General features: G+C 74.1%; 15 protein-coding genes. 4 read left to right on the forward strand and 11 right to left on the reverse strand.

The annotated features are described in order from the left end of the window. The first annotated feature begins 89 nt into the window (after nt 1-89). Both ACFYL4_RS21785 and ACFYL4_RS21790 read left to right on the forward strand, forming a co-directional pair. Entirely contained in the window at nt 90-941 is an 852-nt protein-coding gene (locus ACFYL4_RS21785; protein ID WP_357764175.1) for a helix-turn-helix transcriptional regulator, read from the forward strand. Next, the gene (locus ACFYL4_RS21790) at nt 938-1,186 is read left to right on the forward strand and encodes a DUF397 domain-containing protein (RefSeq protein ID WP_357764173.1); all 249 of its coding nucleotides are present in this window, start codon (nt 938-940) and stop codon (nt 1,184-1,186) included. The genes ACFYL4_RS21785 and ACFYL4_RS21790 overlap by 4 nt, the downstream gene beginning before the upstream one ends. Before the next feature lie 52 nt (nt 1,187-1,238). Here the strand turns inward: ACFYL4_RS21790 and ACFYL4_RS21795 are convergent, their stop codons facing one another. Both ACFYL4_RS21795 and ACFYL4_RS21800 read right to left on the reverse strand, forming a co-directional pair. Continuing rightward, a complete protein-coding gene (locus tag ACFYL4_RS21795) occupies nt 1,239-2,099 on the reverse strand; it encodes a MerR family transcriptional regulator (RefSeq protein ID WP_357764170.1) in 861 nt (286 codons plus the stop codon). Nucleotides 2,100-2,257: 158 nt separating this feature from the next. Further along, nucleotides 2,258-2,683 (reverse strand): DUF6069 family protein, encoded by a 426-nt coding sequence (locus ACFYL4_RS21800; protein ID WP_357764166.1) that lies wholly within the window; start codon nt 2,681-2,683, stop codon nt 2,258-2,260. Nucleotides 2,684-2,809: 126 nt separating this feature from the next. On the opposite strand from ACFYL4_RS21800, the gene ACFYL4_RS21805 reads away from it, so the two are divergent. Continuing rightward, nucleotides 2,810-3,865, forward strand: coding sequence for an AraC family transcriptional regulator (locus tag ACFYL4_RS21805; protein WP_357764163.1), 1,056 nt, complete (start codon nt 2,810-2,812; stop codon nt 3,863-3,865). On the opposite strand, the gene ACFYL4_RS21810 is transcribed toward ACFYL4_RS21805, so the two are convergent. The 5 genes from ACFYL4_RS21810 to ACFYL4_RS21830 all read right to left on the reverse strand — a co-directional run bounded on the left by ACFYL4_RS21810 (nt 3,825) and on the right by ACFYL4_RS21830 (nt 10,512). Then, nucleotides 3,825-4,325, reverse strand: a complete 501-nt coding sequence (locus ACFYL4_RS21810) for a hypothetical protein (RefSeq protein ID WP_357764160.1) — start codon at nt 4,323-4,325, stop codon at nt 3,825-3,827. The two genes, ACFYL4_RS21805 and ACFYL4_RS21810, sit on opposite strands and share 41 nt — an antisense overlap. Nucleotides 4,326-4,434: 109 nt before the next feature. Next, nucleotides 4,435-5,970 (reverse strand): alpha/beta hydrolase, encoded by a 1,536-nt coding sequence (locus tag ACFYL4_RS21815; RefSeq protein WP_387520439.1) that lies wholly within the window; start codon nt 5,968-5,970, stop codon nt 4,435-4,437. 144 nt (nt 5,971-6,114) lie between these two features. Next, nucleotides 6,115-7,707, reverse strand: coding sequence for an alpha/beta hydrolase (locus ACFYL4_RS21820; protein ID WP_387520441.1), 1,593 nt, complete (start codon nt 7,705-7,707; stop codon nt 6,115-6,117). 162 nt (nt 7,708-7,869) lie between these two features. Then, nucleotides 7,870-10,041, reverse strand: coding sequence for a CRISPR-associated protein (locus ACFYL4_RS21825; RefSeq protein WP_387520443.1), 2,172 nt, complete (start codon nt 10,039-10,041; stop codon nt 7,870-7,872). A gap of 84 nt (nt 10,042-10,125) precedes the next feature. Further along, a complete protein-coding gene (locus tag ACFYL4_RS21830) occupies nt 10,126-10,512 on the reverse strand; it encodes a hypothetical protein (protein ID WP_357764149.1) in 387 nt (128 codons plus the stop codon). Between the two features lie 360 nt (nt 10,513-10,872). On the opposite strand from ACFYL4_RS21830, the gene ACFYL4_RS21835 reads away from it, so the two are divergent. Next, nucleotides 10,873-12,153 carry a hypothetical protein gene (locus ACFYL4_RS21835; protein ID WP_387520445.1) on the forward strand — a complete coding sequence of 427 codons (1,281 nt, stop codon included), beginning with the start codon at nt 10,873-10,875 and terminating at the stop codon, nt 12,151-12,153. A 48-nt stretch (nt 12,154-12,201) separates the two neighbouring features. On the opposite strand, the gene ACFYL4_RS21840 is transcribed toward ACFYL4_RS21835, so the two are convergent. From ACFYL4_RS21840 to ACFYL4_RS21855, 4 genes are read right to left on the reverse strand one after another with little or no spacing between them, the layout of a single operon-like run. Next, complete coding sequence (locus ACFYL4_RS21840; RefSeq protein ID WP_387520448.1) at nt 12,202-14,340, reverse strand: TIGR03986 family CRISPR-associated RAMP protein; 2,139 nt, start codon at nt 14,338-14,340, stop codon at nt 12,202-12,204. Next, a complete protein-coding gene (locus ACFYL4_RS21845) occupies nt 14,337-15,116 on the reverse strand; it encodes a hypothetical protein (protein ID WP_357764140.1) in 780 nt (259 codons plus the stop codon). The genes ACFYL4_RS21840 and ACFYL4_RS21845 overlap by 4 nt, the downstream gene beginning before the upstream one ends. After that, on the reverse strand, nt 15,113-16,825 hold the full coding sequence (locus ACFYL4_RS21850) for an RAMP superfamily CRISPR-associated protein (protein ID WP_387520450.1): 1,713 nt from the start codon (nt 16,823-16,825) through the stop codon (nt 15,113-15,115). The genes ACFYL4_RS21845 and ACFYL4_RS21850 overlap by 4 nt, the downstream gene beginning before the upstream one ends. After that, nucleotides 16,822-18,609 (reverse strand): hypothetical protein, encoded by a 1,788-nt coding sequence (locus ACFYL4_RS21855; protein WP_357764135.1) that lies wholly within the window; start codon nt 18,607-18,609, stop codon nt 16,822-16,824. Before ACFYL4_RS21855 ends, ACFYL4_RS21850 begins: the two co-directional genes overlap by 4 nt. Nucleotides 18,610-18,625: the final 16 nt, after the last annotated feature.

The following is an 18,625-nucleotide window of genomic DNA, read 5'->3' on the forward strand; positions in this document are numbered from 1 at the left end:
ACCTTCTGCTAGGCTGACACATGTCAAACAGATTCACAAGCTTGTACGTCAAGATCGATTGTTGGGCTCGCGCCTGAAGGAGGTGCCGGATGGCGAAGGCGAAGACAGCCACACTGCGGAGCCGCTGGCTGGGGCGTCGGCTCCGAGACCTTCGCGAGGCCTCCGGGATGAGCATCGAGGAGGTCGGCGACTTTCTCCAGCGCAACATGGGCACCGTCAGTCGCTTCGAGAACGGCATCTACCCGGTTCGACGGCCGGACATGATGGCCATGCTCGACCTGTTCGGGGTGAACGACGCCCGGCACCGCGAGAACCTGATGCGACTCAGCGAAAGTGTCTGGCAGACCGGCTGGTGGGATGGCTACCCGGACGAGTTCACCGAGTTCGTGGACTTCATCTGGCTGGAAGCTCAGGCCGTCGAGCAGCGCTTGTTCGACACCGTACTGCTCCCTGGGCTCTTCCAGACCGAACGATACGCCGAGACCGCCATCCGCACAGCGGAGTTCGACACATCCGAAGAGCACATCGTGCAGGGTCTGGAGGTCCGACTCCAACGCCAGGAACTCCTGACTCGGGAGAATCCGCCCACCATGAACGTACTCCTGGACGAGTCCGTACTCCACCGCCGTGTGGGCTCCGCCGAGGTGATGCGCGAACAGCTCTCCCACCTGCTGGGGTTGGCCGGACGCCCCAACATCCACCTTCGCGTGCTGCCGTTCACGTCCGGGGCGCATGAGAGTCCCGAAGGAGCGTTCCAGTACTTCGTGATGGACGATCCCTACCCCGACGTGGTGTACGCCGAGACCCCCAACGGTGCCGTCTATCTGGAGCAGGCGGAGGCCGATCCGATGGCCCAGCGATATGATCGGCTGTGGGCTAAGTCCCTGAGCACAGACGCGACCGCCGAGCGCATCTCGGCGCTCATCGAGGAGCCATCGTGACCCCCGAGCCGACGTTCCAGCAGCTTTCCGAGCAGGAACGCGCCACCATCAACTGGCACATCAGCACCTACAGCTCCAACGGCGGCGCCACCTGTGTGGAGGCCGGGCCGCTGGGTGACGGGTCGGGGCGGGTCGCCGTGCGCCACAGCCAGCATCCCGAGGGCCTTCACATCCTCTACACCCGCCAGGAGTGGGAAGCCTTCACCAACGGCGTACGCGCCGGAGGATTCGACTTCCACGGCTGAACCCGGACGCGGTGAAGGGCCCGCGCGTGACGCTCGGGCCCTTCGCCGTCACTCAGTCGATGTTCTCAGCAGTGCTCAGCGGGCTCAGGCGAACGGCGGTCTCCACACCGTCCTCGTGCAGGATGTGGCGTTGGGTGGAGGCGTCGGGGAAGAGACCCTCGGGAACCTGCGTCGCCAGCCTCAGCTGGGCCGTCGCGTGTTTGGGCATGGTGGCCCGGCCCGGGAGGTGGATGGCGAGCTCTTCTCGGGCCTCGAAGACCTGGACGTCCACCCGTTCGGCCAACGCGGTCCGCCCTCCCTCGTCCGCCGTGACCGGGAGCTTGGCCAGCCAGTGCGGCCCCTCGGAAGTGAGAGCGGCCTCCCGCTGCTCGTGGGACTCCCCCGCCCACGTGAACCAGGGGTCACCGGCGACCTCGGCGCCCTGCTCCTCCGCGAGTGCACGGAGCTCCGTGACCGCGGCCCGCACCGCCGCGACGACGGCGTCCCAGTCGTACCGCTCCGGCTGGCCCCGCCGCTTCTCCACGGGAACCGCCGCGACCGCCTTCGAGAGCACCGTCGCCTCCTGAACTTCCCGCCGCCGCACTTCGGGCCAGACCGTGAGCAGGCTCCGTGCGGTCGCGATCGCCTCGTCCTCTGCCGCGCGCTGTCGCCGCAGTCCCTCGGTGTGCTCGTCCAGCAGTCCGGCCGCCGTGTCGGGGGACTCCACCGCCAGGCGCACCTCCCGCACGCTCATGCCGGTGCCGCGCAGCGCGCTGACCAGCAGGGCGTCCTGGACCTGCTCGAAGTCGTAGTACCGGTAGCCGGTGTCGTCGTCGACCACGGCGGGGACCAGCAACCCCTCGGAGTGGTAGAAGCGCAGCGTCTGCGGAGACAGCTCGCTCATCTCGCTGAAGTCCTTGATGGAAAGGCTCATGCGCCCAGTCTCAGGGTTGCGGTTACCAGAGGGTCAAGCCGCGCGCCCCTCGCGACAGTAGCCCTCCACCGTCCAAAGAATCGGGCCGCTCTCCTGATACGCCACGACCCCGTACATGAGGGGCCTCACCTCGTGCACGGGGTCGTGGCGTGTCGGGGTCAGACCCGGGAGGTCCTCCAGAACACCGGGATGATCGCGGCGACCACCAGGTGTGAGAGCTGAAGCACCACGACCGTCGCGGCGCTGGCCTCCGCCATCAGCGGCGGAACGAACATCACCAGGGTGATCAGCACCGCGGCGACCGTCCACACGAGGCGCCCGCGCCGTGCTCCCAGCAGACGTTCGGCCAGAGCGAGCACACCCCATCCGACCAGGGCGAACACGGCGGTGAACAGGACGAAGACCGGCCAGGCCACCGGCCCGGGCTCCTGCCCTCGGGGAGCGATCACCAGGTCGGCGCCGAACAGCGGCGCCGCCAGGGCCAGGACGGTGTTGACGACGATGACCGCGAGCACCGCGACCAGGCGCGGCTGCCAGGTCGGGCGGGAGACGGTCGGGGGTGCGGTGGTGGCGCTCTGGGTCATGACTCTTCCCTCGTGGTTGGTGACGTTCACGACCGTACGGAACCAGGGCGATACTTCCTATACGCGATTCGCTTCGTTGTATACGCGTTCGTCCACGACCCAAGACCCTGGGGATACGATGGGCGCATGGATGTACTGAGCGACGTCATCTCGACCGTGCGCACCGGCCTGCCCCACTCGGCGCGGGTGGAGTGGCGCGCACCCTACGCCACCCGGTTCCCGGAGATCCCCGGCGCCAAGTTCATGGTGGTGTTGCAGGGGTCGACCTGGCTGTCCGTCGACGGCAGGGAGCCCCTCCAGCTGGGCCCCGGCGACGTGCTCTTCCTGCCGCGCGGCCGCGCGCACACGCTGAGTGACTCCCCCGAGCCGCCCCACGAGGGCGTGGACTGCGCCGCCGTGCTGCGCGCCGCCGCGATGTCGGGACAGACCATGCCCACACTGGTGTGCTCGCGGGGCTCCGCTCGCACCAAGGAGATGCCGCCGACGCCCGCGTTCGGGGCCGCGACGGTCGGTGAGCCGGGTGACGGAGCGCCCAGCTGTGTCACGGTCGGCGGTTCCTACCACGCGAGCGCCTCCCGGCCGCACCCCCTGCTGGCCGAACTCCCCTCGGTGGTGCACCTGCCCGCGAAGGTGGGCCAGCGTTCGGAGCTGCCGCTGGCGGTGGGGCTGTTGGGGCGGGAACTGGGCTCCAACCGGCCCGGCGGCGACACCCTGGTCCCGCACCTGCTGGACATGCTGGTCGTGTACATCCTGCGCACCTACCTGGAGGAGGTCGCGGCCACGAAGGAGGGCGCCGGGTGCGGGTTCGCGGGAGCCCTGCGCGACCCTGCGGTCCACGCCGCGATCCAGGCCGTGCACCGCGATCCGGCCCACCCGTGGACCGTGGCCGAGCTCGGTGCGCGAGCGGGGTTGTCCCGGGCCGCCTTCTCCCGGCGCTTCACTGCCCTGGTGGGCCAGTCCCCGCTGGCGTACGTGACGTGGTGGCGGCTGACCACCGCCTCCCGGATGCTGCGGGAGGAGGACGTCCCGATCGGTTCCGTGGCGACCCGGGTGGGGTACTCCTCGCAGTTCGCCTTCGCCAACGCGTTCAAGCGCGAGTTCGGCCAGTCCCCCGGCCGCTACCGGGAGGCCGCGCGGGACGTCACGGAGCGGTCGGTGCCCGCCGCGCCCGCCGGGAGCTGACGGTGAGGGCCGCGAAGAGCACCGCGCCGGGGAGGGCGTAGGGTCCGGGCCCCAGGAACAGTGACGCCGGGCTGGCACCGAAGGCCAGGGACGCGAACCCGAACAGCGTGAGCAGGGCGCAGAGCACCGCCACCGTTCCGGTGACCCAGGTCAGCCAGCGCCGGGCCCCGGGGCGCACGAGTGCCAGCGCCGCGACGGCCGTGCCCGCCGTGATCGCCAACGGCGCGAGCATCCAGACCAGGTAGCCGGCTCCGACCGCCTGTCCGGCGGAGGCCGCCATCCAGCCGGTGACCAGCAGGTGCGCGACACCCAGCAGCAGGCCCGCACCGGCCGCCGAACGACCGAGCCACCCGGGTACGGCCCGTGCGGGTCCGTGCCCGGACCGCCCCTCGTGCCCGCGCTCTCCGGACTCCGGGCCCCGCTCGGCTCCGGCCGCACCGCCCTGCGCCCGCGCGTCCATGGCCGCTCCCCTTCTCCCCGCCGACGTGCTCCTGAGGGGAGTATGGTCGCCTCGGTGCGGCGCCGCCACCCCGCGGCGGGAAACTCTCCGTTCCCTGTGGGGACAGGGCTCAGAGGGCTCCGGGGCAGGAGGCGCCGTGCTCGGGGACGACGCCGTCCAGGAGGTAGGCGTCCACCGCGGCGTCGACGCACGACCTGCCCCCCGCGTACGCGGTGTGGCCGCCGCCCTCGTAGGTGAGCAGGGTGGCGGTGGCCAGCTGGTCGGCCAGTTCCTCGGCCCAGGCGTAGGGGGTCGCGGGGTCGTTGCGGGTGCCGACGACCAGCAGCGGCGGCGCCATCGGGGCGCTCGGTGCGCGGGCGGCGGACTCCGCGTCCGGCCACGACGCACAGGGCAGGTAGGACCAGACGTCGTCGCCGCCGAAGAACGGGGACGACCGGGCGGCGCGCTCGGCGCCCTCCTGGTAGGCGCGGACGCCGCCGGGGGGCTCGTGGTCGGCGCACCGCACCGCCATGAAAGCGGACTCTTCCGCACCGGGGCTCTCGTTCCGGCCGTCGACGAAGCGGCCCAGGTAGGCCTGGACGAACGGGTCCCGGGTGTCCCCGAGCGCGATCCGGGCGAGCAGATGGGCGTCGCTCTCCCACTGCCGTTCGGTGTGCAGGGAGTCCCTCAGCAGTGTGAGCATCTCGTGGCGGTCGATCCGCTGCCCCCGGACGACGAGGGGCCTGCGGTCCAGCCCGGCCAGGAGCGCCTCAGCCTCGCCCGGGGCCTCCTCCGCACCGGTGAAGGGGCACTCCGGCGCGCCCTCCAGGCAGTAGGCGACGAAGGCCTCCCACGCCGTCTGCGCCCCCCGGCTCTGCTCCACCCCGTCGTCGATGAGGCCGCGCCGGGTCCGGAGTGCTCCGTCCAGGACCAGGGCCCGGGTGTTCTCGGGGTACATGTCCGCGTACAGGGCGCCGATGTAGGTGCCGTAGGAGAACCCCGCGTAGGTCAGCCGGTCGTCGCCCAGGGCGTCCCGGATCAGGTCGAGGTCGCGCACCACGTTGACGGTGCCCATGTTCGCGAGGAACTCCTCCCCGACCTCGTCCAGGCAGCTCCACGTGAACCTGCGGGCGGCGCTTTCGAGGTCCTGGAGCCGGTCGTGGTCGACGTCGGCGGGCGCGACGTCCTCCACCGCCTCCAGCGGGCGCTCCATGGCGTCCCACGCCGGGCAGGTGAACCCCGCGCTCTCCCCCACTCCGCGCGGGTCGAAGGAGACCAGGTCGTAGGAGTCCCGGACCCTGCGGGAGAGGGCCAGCGGCCCGGACTCGAACTGCGCCACCCCCGCGCGACCGGGCCCGCCGAAGTTGAACACCAGGGACCCCCGGCGCTGTTCGGCGGGGCCCTGGGCGGGGTGCCGGACCACCGCGAGTTCGATGGTCCGGCCGTTCGGGTCGCCGTGGTCGACGGGAACGGTGACGGTCCCGCACTCCAGGCGGGCCCGCCAGTCCGGGTCGCCCTCCACGGGCCCGGCACCGGCGATCTCGTCAGCGGTCAGGCACGGGCTCCAGTCGACGTGCTGGCCGTAGAAGGAGCGGGCGTGGCCCCACTCGTCGAGAGGCGCGAAGCCCGCCGTCGCGACCAGCGCCAACGCCGTCCCCACCGTCACCAGAGCCCGTCCGCCCGCACCGCGCACCCGCACACCCGTCCCGTCCAGATTCGTCCGTGATCGGGACCCATCCTCCGAGGGTCCGGGGGCGCGGCCGCGTTGAACATTCCGGAAGGAGGGTAAACAGTCCGTTCCGTCGCGTTTTTACCAGGCGGGGCAGGACAACCCGGTTTCCGGGACCAGCCCGTCCAACAGGTAGGCGTCCACCGGACTGTCCACGCACTCCAGCCCGTACCCGTAGGCGGTGTGACCCGCGCCCTCATAGGTGAGCAGGGTGGCGGTGTCGAGCTGGTCGGCGAGTTCCTCGGCCCAGCCGTAGGGGGTGGCGGGGTCGCCGAGCGTGCCGATCACCAGGATCGGCGGCGCGTCGGGAGCGGTGAACCCGGCGGGTGCCTCCTCGGTGTCCACCCAGTAGGCGCACGGCAGCTGTTCCCACACCAGGTCGGCTCCGAAGTACGGGGAGTCGGCGGCGGCCCGCTGGGCGGCATCACGGTAGACGTCGGCGTCGGTCGGATCGTCGCGGTCCGCGCAGTTGACGGCGGTCATCGCCGCCTCGGTGTCCTCGTGGACCCCGGGTTCCTCGGGCTCGTCGCCCTCCTCGGTCTCCGCCTCCTGCTGGCCGAAGGTCACGTCGTAGAGCTCCTCCAGCGCGGGCCGGGCGCCGTCGACGTCCTCGTCGAGGGCGGCCAGGGTCTGGGCCAGGTCGTACCAGGAGACCTCGTCGTAGAGCTGCATGCTCACCATGCTCAGCAGGATCTCGCCGTCCACACGCGTGTCCCGGATCGTGGGCGGGTCGGCGTCGAGGCGGTCGAGGATGCCCTCCATGCGCTGGTCCGCCGTGTCGACGCCGTCGAACGGGCAGCTGGGAGCGTACGAGCAGTCGTCGACGAACCACTCCCAGGCGGCCTGGAAGGCCTCGGCCTGGTCGGCGGCGACCTCCACGTTGGGGCGCTCGGTCTCCACCGCGCCGTCCAGGACCAGGGCCCGGGTGTTCTCGGGGTACATGTCCGCGTACAGGGCGCCGATGTAGGTGCCGTAGGAGAACCCCGCGTAGGTCAGCCGGTCGTCGCCCAGGGCGTCCCGGATCAGGTCGAGGTCGCGCACCACGTTGACGGTGCCCATGTTCGCGAGGAACTCCTCCCCCACCGACTCGGCGCAGGCCTCGGCGTAGGCGCGGGCGCTCTCCTCCAAGGCGGAGAGGTCGTCGTCGGTGACGTTCTCGGGGTCGGCCACCGCCTGTCGTGCGTCGTACATCGCGTACCAGTCACCGCAGGCGAAACTCTCGCTGCCGCCCACGCCGCGCGGGTCGAAGCCGACCAGGTCGAAGGCCTCGAGGACGGGGTCGGCGAAGAGCGGGTGGTCCAGCATCGACACCCCGGACTCCCCGGGCCCTCCGGGGTTGACCACCAGGGAACCGACCCGCTGGTCGGAGGCACCGCTGGCGGGCTGGCGGGCCAGGGCCAGGTCGAGGGTGTCACCGTCGGGGTCGGAGTGGTCGACCGGCACGGTGAGGGTGCCGCACTCGAGGGTCTCCAACCACTCCGGGTCGCCGTCCCACTCGGGCGCCTCCTCCAGCTCCTCCTCGGTGTAGCAGGGAGCCCAGTCGATCTCCCGGGGCCCGGAGGCGGGCTCGGCCGCCGCCGCGTCCCCGTCGCCCTGTGCCGTGCACCCCGCGAGCAGGAGCGCGAACACACCCGCCGCCGCGCCCCACCGAACCCGACCAACCGTGATCGCCATGCCTCGTACGCTCCGCCGCTTCCGCTCCACACGCGGCCGGGCGGCCGCGACCCCATCCTGGGGCACGGGATGGGACACCGCGAACCGGACGCCGGTTCTCGAAAGGGACGCGGATCACGTCGGCCCCGGTCGGCGCCCGGCGCCCCGGAGCCGCCGCCCGGTTCAGAGCCCGCTCACGTCCGTGGACAGCGGTCCGGTCGGGTCGACTCCGACCGCCGGGTCGACCTCGACGACCAGCGGGTACAGCGGTTCGCCGAACCGGAGCCCGCCAGCGGGCGCCGCGTGCCCCGGGGAGGGCTGGGCGATCCAGTCGACCAATTCGCCCGCCCGGCTCACGTCCCGGCCGGGGCGGGTCAGCGCCACCACCGCACCCGCCACGTCGCAGCGCACGTTGAGGTGGGTGGTGGCCGCGAACACGCTCTGCGCCCACGCCCCCGGGCTCACCTCCCGCAGGGGCCCGTCCGCACTGCGGCGCCGACGGCGGGCCGGAGCGGCCAGACCCACCGCACGGTCGTCGAAGGTCAGGACCAGCGCGGGCCGTTCCTGCGCGGTGAGGAACCCCTCGGGGTCGGCCAGGGAGACGTCCCACCACACCGAGACCGGGCCGGAGGCGGCCGCTCCGAGCGCCGACCCGGCCAGGTCGAGCAGCTCCAGGTCCACCTGTTCGCGGGCGGGACCGGTGACCTCCCGGTCCAACGAGGCGGCCAGGGGGGCGTACCCGGACAGGACGAGCGACCAGTCGATCCGGGCCCGGCCGTCCAGTTCGCGACGGCCGTGCGTCAGGCACACCACGGCCCGGTCACGGGGCAGCTGGTAGGTGGCGCAGGCGCCGGAACCCAGGGCCGCGCGGGCCAGGCCCAGGCTCATCGCCTTGGTTCCGGTGGTGATGTCGACGACCACGGGCTGGTCCCCGTCCCGCTCCTGGGCGATCCACCCCTGCACGGCGCGTTGGACCGCGCCGGAGTCGTAGCCGTCCACGGGGTCGGCGGCCAACCGGACCCGGTCCCGGTAGCCCTCGGAGCGCAGGGTGGCGGCGTCGGCCGGGGGCGCGTCGGGCCGTTCGGCGGCGCGCAGGGCTCCGGCGGCGGCCTCGCGGACCCGTCCCCGCAGGCTCTGCCGGGAGGGGAGGACCAGCGCGCGGGCCGGCCGGTGGGCGTGCAGCGCGGCCAGGGCGCCCAGGCGGCTGCCGCCCAGGGGCGTGACCAGGAGGGGTCCGTCCTGGGGACCGGGGTGCCGGTGAGGGGGTCCGGGGGCCTGGTGGCCGGAGGGGTCGGTGGGCGGGGCGGCGGCCTGCGGCAGGACGGCGGGGACCGCGGGCGGCGGGGGCGTGTCCGTCAGGCTCGGGAAGAAGGCGTCCCGCACGGCTTCGAAGGAGGTGACCCGCGCGGTCAGGGCGTCCAGGTTCCACACGTGCACGTGGCGTGCGGTCAGCGCCGGGTTGTACGCGGTGACCCGGGTGCGCAGGTCGTCGACGACCGGGCCCGAGTACACGAACAGCACGAGGGTGGCACCACCGAAGACCCTGCGGGCCTTGGCCACCGTCCAGCCCGCGCGCGCCACCACGTCCTCCGCACGGGTCTTGGCCTCCACGCACAGCACGCGGTGGCGGTGGCGCACCAGGATGTCGAAGTCCGCCACGGACCCGCCTGGACGGTAGGGGTCGGCGACACGGCGCGAACCCAGTACCTCGGTGTCGGGCCGCCCGCCCAGCAGTCGGCGCAGGTGGGACAGGACCTGGGCCTCCGCCGCGATCCCGTTGCGCTCGCTCTCGGGCAGGTTCGGGTAGGCGGCCGCCAGGGCGGGGTCCCCGCCTCGCAGGAAGCGGCGCACGGGCTCGGGGTCGCGGTCGCTGAGCCAGCTGGCGCCGTGGACTCCGGCCAGGGTGCGCAGGTCGACGCCGCGACAGCTCACGGGGTGGTCGGGGCTCGCGGGGTCGGCCGTGCGCAGGAGGTCGCTGTGGGAGTCGAGGTAGAACCGCCAGGCGCTGGCCGCCGCGGGCAGGGACCGTTCGTGGTGAAGGGCGGCGGCCACGCTCATCACCTTGGTGCCCCCGGTGTAGTCCAGGTACCAGGGGCGGCCGCCCAGGGCCCGGCGGACGGTGTCCAGGAGGCCGGTGACACCGTCGGGGTCGTGCGGGTCCGCGCCGACGCTGAGCACGCGCACGGACCGGTCGCGGGCGGCGCGGCCCACGGCCTCGGCGACGCGACGGGCCACGGGCAGAGTCCCGTCGCTGCACACCAGCAGCAGTTGGTCGACCGGCAGGGTCAGGGAGGAGAGGAGGGCGGGCGTGGGGTTTTGGCCCACGAGGACGACGGCGACTCGGGGTGCGTCCACGGTCTTCCCTTCCGGACGCGCCATTGTCGGCGGTCCCCGGACAACAGGAACGGGACCACAGTACTCACCCGCGCCCGGAATGGATCAGGGAAACGACGTTCCCACCCGGCAGGCGGGACCGCACCGGTATTGGTGCGCCCGGACGGGAACGGAGGTGAGGACGAAGGAACGGCAGCCGGTGACCACACCCCTGTCGTCGCGCACGAGGTCGGAGGGGACGAGCAGGTCGTGACGTTCCGGATGGGCGGAGCTGACCACCGAGGAGACGATGAACCAGACCCCCTCGACCGGCGCGGGCAGGCGCGCCCGGGTGCGTTCCTCCGCGAGCAGCGGGACGCCCTCGACCTCGCTCAGGGGGACCCGCACCGCCTCGACCCGCGCCGGTTCGCTCGATCCCCGCCAGGACCGGATCACCCGCGCGTGCTCGTCGACGACCGTCACCTCGTGCGGCGTCAGATTGACCACGGACATCCAGCGACCTCCCGTACCACTCGTTCCTGTCGGCCGCCCGCTTCACCGGGACGGGCGCGACGCACCCCGCTCCGAGGCCCTCTCCGCCCTCTCTCGGACACCTCGTGCTGGCCCGATGGTCACCCGTGGTGTTGTTCGTGGGGCCGTTGTTTCCTGTGACCGTTTTATTAAAGGCCCGGAATTCGCTTTTCCCACTGTGGAGTCACCGACAATTGACAGTGTGCTCCCGGTGGCCCTATTTTGTTGATCGACCTCCCGTTGACGCAGGAGTGTCACCACCCGTCTCACGTCTCGACCACGCGTTTTCCCGGAAGGGCTGGGGAAGCGTCCCGGCCCCGGCACACCCGGGGAGAAGAGTTCGTGAGCAAGCATGACTGCTCCGCCGTGGAACTGTTCGGTTCGGCCGCCTTCCTGCGCGTGTTCACGCGCGTCCTGGGGTGCGGGCCCTGCTCCTCGGACGGAACAGCGCAGGGCTGCGCCGGTCACTCCGAGCAGTTCTTCGACTACGTCGACCTGTGCTTCGAGCACTGTCCGTGCGCGAGGCACCGGGGAGAGCCGACCAGCGTCATCGCCACGCGGATGGCCGGCGTCACGGACGGCACGGCCGCCCGTGGCCCGGGCGACCTTCCGGGCGCCGACGCGGTCGGTGCCAAGGCCGTGCCCGGGATCGGGCGTACCGCCCCGGGGGCCTCCGGCGTGCGCGGGTCCTCCGCCATCGACCGCGGTGCCGCGCACCGCCTCCGTGACGCCCTGGACGACGTTCGCCGCGACCGTTCGTACAAGAACCTGCGGCGCGTCTACCCCCAGCCCGCCCCCAACGGCAAGGTCCGCTGCGCCTTCTCCGAACGCCCCCGCCGCTGGGCCCAGCGGCGCGACGTCGCCCGGGTCGCCACCGACGTGGTGGAGCAGGAGGCGCTCGCCCTGCTGGTCCTCACCGCCGGATGGGGCAACCCCGCCGCCGACCTGCCGGAGGACGTGCACCCCGGGGAGTCGGTGTCCTTCACCGAGGACGGCAGCGCGGTGCCCGTCGCGGACCTGCACGGCAGGTCGCTCACTGCGGTCAAGGAACCCCCGCTGGTCTCCACCGCCACCGGCGACTACCTGCTGCGCAAGCTCTCCGAGCTGGCCGGGGGTCGCGACGCGGACCCGGGCCGCACCCCGGACCAGCGCCGCCGCCTGCACCTGCGCCGTCTGCTGCCCGGTCTGAGCGGCGAGGACGTGGCCCGGCGGCTCACCGGTGTCCTGGGGCGGATGGCCGCCACGATGCCCGGCCACTTCGAACTCGTGCAGCGCGCCCGGGGCCGGGCCCGCAGCGCGCCCTACACCCCCGTCCCCGACCTGACCGGTGCCGAGGACGGCGACACCCGCGGCGACGGCGACCCCGACCCGGACGGGCCCCGGCGCGAGGTGCTCCGCCGGACCGAGCGGGCGTGGCTGGGCTGGCTCGCCCGGGAGCTGGCCGCCGAGGCGCAGGCGCACCGGGCCGCCTTCGACGCCGACCCCCGGGGCTCGCTGGACGCGCTGCTGTGCCGACTCCTGGAGGAGGGCCCCCGGGCGCCGCTGCTGTGGCAGGGTGCCCAGGACGACCCCGACCGCCGCGCCGACCTGCTGGAGGCGCTGGCGGACGCGGTCAACGACTGAGGACACGTCGGTACCCGGCCTGCGGCGCGGTGGCGCCCGGACCGCCGCTCAGCCGCCCGGTACCCCGAAGCGTTCGGCCAGCGACGGGAGCACCGGGTACTCGGCGAACTGACGCAGTGACATCACCGCCGTCTCCGCCAACGGCAGCCGCTCCCGCCAACGGCTCGCCAGGAGCACGTCGACCACCTGGTCGACCGCACGCCAGTCGCGCGCGTCCCGGTACCCGGCCAGGGCCTCGGAGAAGGCGTCCAGGAAGGCGGCCACCGCGCCCGGACCGGCCCGGGTGACCCCGGCGCCCGGGTGTAGGGAGAGGTCGGCGGCGCGCGCCCGACGGTCCACCAGGTGGAGTTCGGGGCGCAGGTGCACGCTGCCCAGGCCCAGCGCCTTGCCCATGCCGACCTTGTGCGCGTGCCCGGGGTCGCGGGGGTCTCCTCCGTCCGCCGGGTTGCCCAGGAGCACGGCCCGCAGGAGCGCGCCCAGCTCGGCGGCGGTCAGGTTCGTGAACGTGATCCGTGACCGCAGCGTGAGGCCGTCCCGGAGAGGTATGACGTCGCGCTGGGTGTCCTGGGGCGGCTCGGTGTCGGCCCCCTCGCGCACCACGAGGAACCCGAGGTCGGCCTGGGCCCGGTCGTCGTAGCGCACCGGCGACCCCAGTCGGTCCTCGTGCCGGTGCAGGTAGGCCTTGTACCCGCCCAGCCGGATGTCGCCCTCGTGGGACCACGTGACGACGTCGGGACGCTCCCCCGCCGCGTCGGGCCCCTGCACCAGGTAGTTGGCGAAGCAACCGCGTTGCGGGGAGAGCAGGCGCACGCGCAGCGCCGCACCGTCCGGGTAGTCCGGATCGGGCTCCGTGCCCAGGGCGTTACCGAACGACACGCGCCCCTTGACCGCGCCGGACTCGCCCGCGAGGAGGTCGGTGTCGCCGAACAGCGCCCGGCACGCGTCCGGGGTCCGCCCGGCACGCTCCGTCCGGTCGGGGTCCCCGTGCTGGGGTCCGAGCACGCCCCTCGGGACCGCCCGGCGGATCGGGTCGTCGTCGCTGACCGTCACCCGGTAGCCGCCGGAGCGGCCGAAGGAGACCACCCGCCCCGAGGGGTCGACGTCGAACCAGACCGGTTCCGGTCCCCGGCGCGGCAGGCCGCCGCCACCGGCACCGCCCACCGGGGCGCGGTCGGGGCACTCCCCGCCCGCGCCCAGGGTGTCCGGGAAGGCCGCCCTCTGGTAGCCGGTGACCTGGGCCGCCGACTCGAACAGCTCCACCAGGGAGTCGGGCACCGGCAGCCGCCCCGGGGGCGGGTCCGGGGGCCGGGGGAACAGGTAGGCGTTGCGCCGTTCCTGACCGGCGCTCCCGGTGAGGACCAGCAGCGCCGGAACCACCCCTCCGGAACCCCCGTGAGCGGCCAGGTGGGCCCGGGCCTCCCGGTCGTCGGGGGCCACGGCGGCGATCCCGCGCCGCCCGCGCAGGTGCACCGCGTACACCCACCGGTGTTGCAGGCGGCCGTGCTGTTCGTGGGTGGTGGGCACGTACGTGCCGTCCCGGGGCGGGTCAGGGAAGTCGACCACGCCGAAGTCCCAGGTGCGCAGGCTCTCCCGCAACACGTCGAAGGAGACCTTCAGGGCCCTCCCGGGTTCGGGCTCCAGGGCGGTGGCGGGAACCTCCACCACGTACCACCCGCCCTCGTCGGGATCGCGGTACAGGAATCCCTGGCGGGTGCGGTGTCCGGCGCGGCGCCTGCGGTAGTGGTCGTGTCTGCGGGCCATGACCTGGCGAGAACGGGCCGACCGTGCCCCCTCCCCGGTGCCCGGGTCCACGCGCACCGGGGCCCGGAAGAACAGCATGGGGGTGTTGACCGGACCGCTCTCACCGCTGGTGAGCATGCGCAGCGTGTTGCGGACCAGGCCCCGCAGGGTCGATCCGGGGATCAGGGGCAGCGAGCGGTCGCCGTGCGGGAGCCGTGCGGAGCGGCGCACCCGGCCGCTCCCCGGGGTCTGGCCGACGAACGTGGGCGTCAGGGTGGTGACGGTGAGGTCGATCCATCCCGAGTGTGTTCCCGCGACCGTGCGGTCGTGCGAGCACAGCAGTGCGGCCGTGTCGAGTCCGGGGTGCAGGGCGGCGGCGGGCAGGGGCTCCTCCGCCAATCCGACCAGGCCGTAGGGGGCCGTGGCGCGATGGGGGCCGGCGGTCACCGTTCGCCGCCCCGCTCCCCCTGCTCGGCTCCGACCACGGCGCCGGTACCCACGTCGAACTCCGGCCCCGTGGGTTTGCGCCCGGTCGTCAGCCCGGTCAACCGGTGGAGCGCCACCCCCACCGCTCCGGTCACCGGGTCGGCGGCCCAGTACTCCCGCACCGTCAGCCAGGCGCCCGTGCTCTCCAGGGCGCCGTGCCCCGGCTCCGCCAGGGGCCGGACCCGGCCGGAGAAGTCGGCCCAGGCCACCGGGAGCACCGCTTCGGTACCGGAGGGCTCCCGGGTGACCGACAACGGCACCGCGCCCTCCAGGGTGCGACCGGAGTCGGGGCCCGCCCAGCCCTGGAGCAGGAAGGAGCGGTCACGGGGGCGCAACCACTCCGGGAGGGTGCCGGGGGCGTCGGAGCAGATCCAGCCCCGCTCGGCGAACTCCCCCAGGCGGATCTGCGCGTGCGGTCCGAAGACCAGGACCTCCAGGACCCGCCAGCGGTCGGTGTCGGGGTCCAGGGACGGTGCCGACAGGTGCTCGGTGGGCGGGGCGTCGGACCTGCGCCACCACGAACCCGGGCAGGAGCCGGTGATCCGGCCGTCACCGAGCTCCGCCAACAGCCACTGGGGGCCGCCCGGGGGCCCCACGGAGTCCAGGGCGCGGCAGCGGCGCCCGCGGACGAAGACGTCGTGCAGGACCTCGTCGACGGCCTGCGCCGGGAGCGGGCGCACGTCGGCGCCGACCGGCGCCGGGGGCTCGTGGAAGGACGCGGATGCGTGCGGGTTCATGAGGGGGTCCCCTCGTCAGCGGGCCCGGGGTCCGGGGCACGGGTGATCTGTCGGTGCAGGTCGGGGAGCCAACCGCGCACAGTGGCGGCGTCCGGACCCGCCGGTGCGGACAGGGCTCGGAGCAGGTCCGTCTCTCTGGGCGGTGCCCCGCTCCCGTCGAAGGTCACCAGGACGGCGCGGGTGGCGAGCAGGCGGCCCGCGCCCGTGCCCGCACCCGCGCCGAGGGTGTCGAGGGGGACCGTGGCCAGTTCGCGCACGACCAGGGCGAGCATCCCCAGCACCGCGTCGTCGGGTTCGGCCACGTCGAGGACGGCCTCGGCCGCGCCCCCGCTGTGGAGTTCGGCGGTGAACAGGTGGCCGTCGACCGCGTCGCCGAACAGCGGGTCGACGGTCAGGCGGGTGGTGGTGACCGCCGCGCCGCCGGTCAGCACGGGGGTGGACCGCAGACGGATGCGGGAGGGCGCGGGCCGGGACCCGGGGGGCGCGGCCGTGTCGTCCCCCCACCAGTGCGCGTGCCACGCGCGCCACGGGGCCCCCTCCACCGCGAGGTGTTCGGCGGCGTCCCGGACGAGCCGCCCCCCGACCCGTTTGACCAGCGAGAACAGAGCGGTGTCACCGAGGACCGGGGAGAGCTCCGCCTCGGAGTCCCCGGGGCCGGTGACGGCCGGGCGCCGCCGGTGGACGCGGTCGGCCGCGAACGCCCGGCCGGGGGCGGGGGGATCGCCGATCAGGAGGGTGCCGGGGAGCGGTTCCGCCGCCGGGGCCGCCGGGTCGGGGTGTTCGGCCACGCGCAGTTCCAGGCGCAGCTCGGCGCGGCGCCTCCGGTCGGATCGGATCGCCCCGTCGTGGAGCGGGGCGGTCGCGGTGGTCGCCCCGCCCGCGCGAAGGACGGTGCGGACGAGGTCGGCCAGGTCCGTCCCGGCGTGTGGCGTCCAAGGCGGGTCGAGGGCGGCAGACGCTTCGGGGCGCCCTCCGGTGGGCTCCCCGTCAAGAGGCGACTCGGTGAGAGCCCGTTCGGCCTCCCGCCACCGGGTCCGCCAGTCGCGGGCGTGGTAGGCGAACCATCCCGGTTCCTCCGTGAGGTCGTACCGGCGGGCCGCCCAGCGGACGGCCCGCACCGCGCCGTGTCCGCGCCCCGTGCGCGCGCCGATCCGGATGCCCGGCCCCTCGTCCGCCAACCCGCGCGCGGCACGCGCCAGCAGGCCGAGCAGGTGCGCCTCCTCGGCCTCTCGGCCCGAACGCAGCCGCAGATGGGCGGTGAACACGGTGCCCGCGGGAAGGACCTCCCACTGCCACAGGAGACCCGGGCGCACACTGCCGGAGGCCGGGTCCACCCGTGTCCCCACCCGGACCGTCACCGCTCCGCCCTCGGGGAGGTCCGCGTGGGCGTCGTCGAGGTCCACCGCGCTGGCCCGGGCGCCCGCCCCCTCGGCCTCCCCCGAGCCCAGCAGAGCGACGGCGCTCTCCGGATCGGCCGTGCGGGCGAGCAGTTCGTGGCGGAGCAGACCGGCCAGTGTGGTCCCCCGGAGCCGGGGCACCCCGGTGCGGGGGTCACGGTCCAGGCGCAGGTCCACGTCGCTCTCCGCGACGTGCCGGGGCGTGGCACGCGCCGCCCCGACGTGGGTGTCGGTGAGCAGCCCCAGCCGAACCGCGAACTCCCAGACGACGCGGGTGGCTCCCGGCCCGTGCGGATCTTCGGCGCCCGTCACGCCCGGTCCCGCTCGGTGCTCAGGGTCCGGGCCGCCTCGGCCAGCCAGGACGAGACCAACAACAGGCACAACCGGGCCGAGGCCCCGTGCTCCCACTGCTCGGCCCGGGTGGACAGCCCGCTCGCACGGTCGGCGGGGGGCAGCCCGTCCGGGACGGACAGGTCGACGGCGGCCAGCGCGCGGGCGTAGGCTGGGTCGTGGGCGAACCGGGGACGGTTCTCCCGCCACCAGGCCACCGGACCGGCGGACAGACCGGTCAGCCAGGCGTGGACCGTGAGCGCGCGCCCCGGGCCGGGCCGGGCCAGCCGGGCCCGGCGCAGGGCCCCCACGGCCCTCTCCCGCAGTACCCGGTGCACGGGATCGCCCTCCCCCTCCGGGGCGTCGAGGGTGCGTCGGAGCGCGTCCAGCGCCTCGCCGGGGTCTCCGTGCGGGCGGCTCACCACCTCGCGCAACCTCCCGAGGAGGCTGGGTGTGAGCGGGGCGAGGGTGCCCGCCGAGGCGAGGGCGCGGGCGTGGTCGCGGACGGCGGGTGCCGCGGCGTCCCACAACAGGGCGTCGTAGAGGGAGTCCAGCTCCGGGGAGGGGCCGGAGTCGAGCGGGGCCGGTTCCGGCAGGGCCCGGCCGTCGGACAGCGTCACCGTTCCCTTCCGGCGGGCCGGAAGGGGGGCCGAGGGCGGGGCCAGCGGCAGGGGCGCGCGCGGGGGCGGGTCGAACAGGGCGAACTGACCGTGGCCGTCCACGAGGCGTCCGCCGAGGGGGTGGGCCTCCAGGTCGCGTACCTCGGCGGTGGTGATTCCCCCGCCGGGGCGCAGGCGCACGACCGACCCCGGGGCCGCCGCCCACCGCTGCGCCATCGGACCCCGGTAGGCCCGGTGGTAGGCGCCCACCAGGACCGGTTCGACGTGCGCGGCCACCACCGTGACGGGGGTGTGCGGCAGACGGCGGGCGAGGAGTTCGCGGACGGCGGGAACCAGGGCGTGCGGACGCTCCTGTCCCTGCGCTCCCACCAGTACCGCCGGGGAGAGCAGGACCAGGTCGACCTCACGGCCGCCGCGCCTGGACCGGTCCGGGCCGGGCGCCTCCACCCGGTCCGGGGAGAGCAGGCGGTCGGGGCGTACGGGAGTCACCGAGACCCCTCCGTGCGCGCGGGTGCCGCCGGAACCCAGGGTGAGTGTCCCCTCGGCGTCGGCCAGCACCGCGGTGATCCGCTCGGCGAGCGCTCGCAGGGAGGCGTGGTCGGGCCCGCGCAGCTGCCAGCGGGCCTCGAACACCTGGCCCGGGTCCAGACTCGTGGTGAAGAAGGGGGCGCCCCGTCCGAGGTAGCTCTCGGAGGTGGTGCGCACGGCGGCCCGCAGGGAGAGGTCGGGGGTGAGCGGGTCCCGGACCGCGCGGTGCGGGACACCGGGTCGGTCGACCCCGTCCGCGAACAGGTCCACGAGGGTGTCGCCGTCCTTGCCCGGGGTGTAGAGATGGGCCGGTGGCGTGTGGGCCACCACCGGGACTCCGGGACGCTCGTGCTGTTCCAGGCGGGGGTGGGCGGGGGCGAACCGGACCCGTTCGCCTCGGGCCACCCAGGAGTGGAGTTCGTCGGGCAGCCCGGCGCGCCGGAGCGCGGCAGCGAGCATGCCGCGCTGGGCGCGACCGCTGATGGTGGTCTCGGTGTCCACGCGCAGGGGGTCGAAGGAGGTGCGCACCGCGAGGGAGTCGGTGAGCACGTACCGCAACGGAAGGTAGGCGCTGACGGGTGCGGCGGGGGACGGAGCGGAGGACGGGGCGGGGTTCATGGTCGGCGGCCCTCCC

It is taken from the genome of Nocardiopsis sp. NPDC006938, assembly GCF_042869555.1.
Taxonomy (GTDB): Bacteria; Actinomycetota; Actinomycetes; order Streptosporangiales; family Streptosporangiaceae; genus Nocardiopsis.

Bases quoted from the DNA above. Each gene is read 5' to 3' on its own strand.
- ACFYL4_RS21785 (WP_357764175.1), top strand. From the start codon at position 90: ATGGCGAAGGCGAAGACAGCCACACTGCGGAGCCGCTGGCTGGGGCGT.
- ACFYL4_RS21795 (WP_357764170.1), bottom strand. From the start codon at position 2,099: ATGAGCCTTTCCATCAAGGACTTCAGCGAGATGAGCGAGCTGTCTCCG.
- ACFYL4_RS21800 (WP_357764166.1), bottom strand. From the start codon at position 2,683: ATGACCCAGAGCGCCACCACCGCACCCCCGACCGTCTCCCGCCCGACC.
- ACFYL4_RS21805 (WP_357764163.1), top strand. From the start codon at position 2,810: ATGGATGTACTGAGCGACGTCATCTCGACCGTGCGCACCGGCCTGCCC.
- ACFYL4_RS21810 (WP_357764160.1), bottom strand. From the start codon at position 4,325: ATGGACGCGCGGGCGCAGGGCGGTGCGGCCGGAGCCGAGCGGGGCCCG.
- ACFYL4_RS21820 (WP_387520441.1), bottom strand. From the start codon at position 7,707: ATGGCGATCACGGTTGGTCGGGTTCGGTGGGGCGCGGCGGCGGGTGTG.
- ACFYL4_RS21830 (WP_357764149.1), bottom strand. From the start codon at position 10,512: ATGTCCGTGGTCAATCTGACGCCGCACGAGGTGACGGTCGTCGACGAG.
- ACFYL4_RS21845 (WP_357764140.1), bottom strand. From the start codon at position 15,116: ATGAACCCGCACGCATCCGCGTCCTTCCACGAGCCCCCGGCGCCGGTC.
- ACFYL4_RS21855 (WP_357764135.1), bottom strand. From the start codon at position 18,609: ATGAACCCCGCCCCGTCCTCCGCTCCGTCCCCCGCCGCACCCGTCAGC.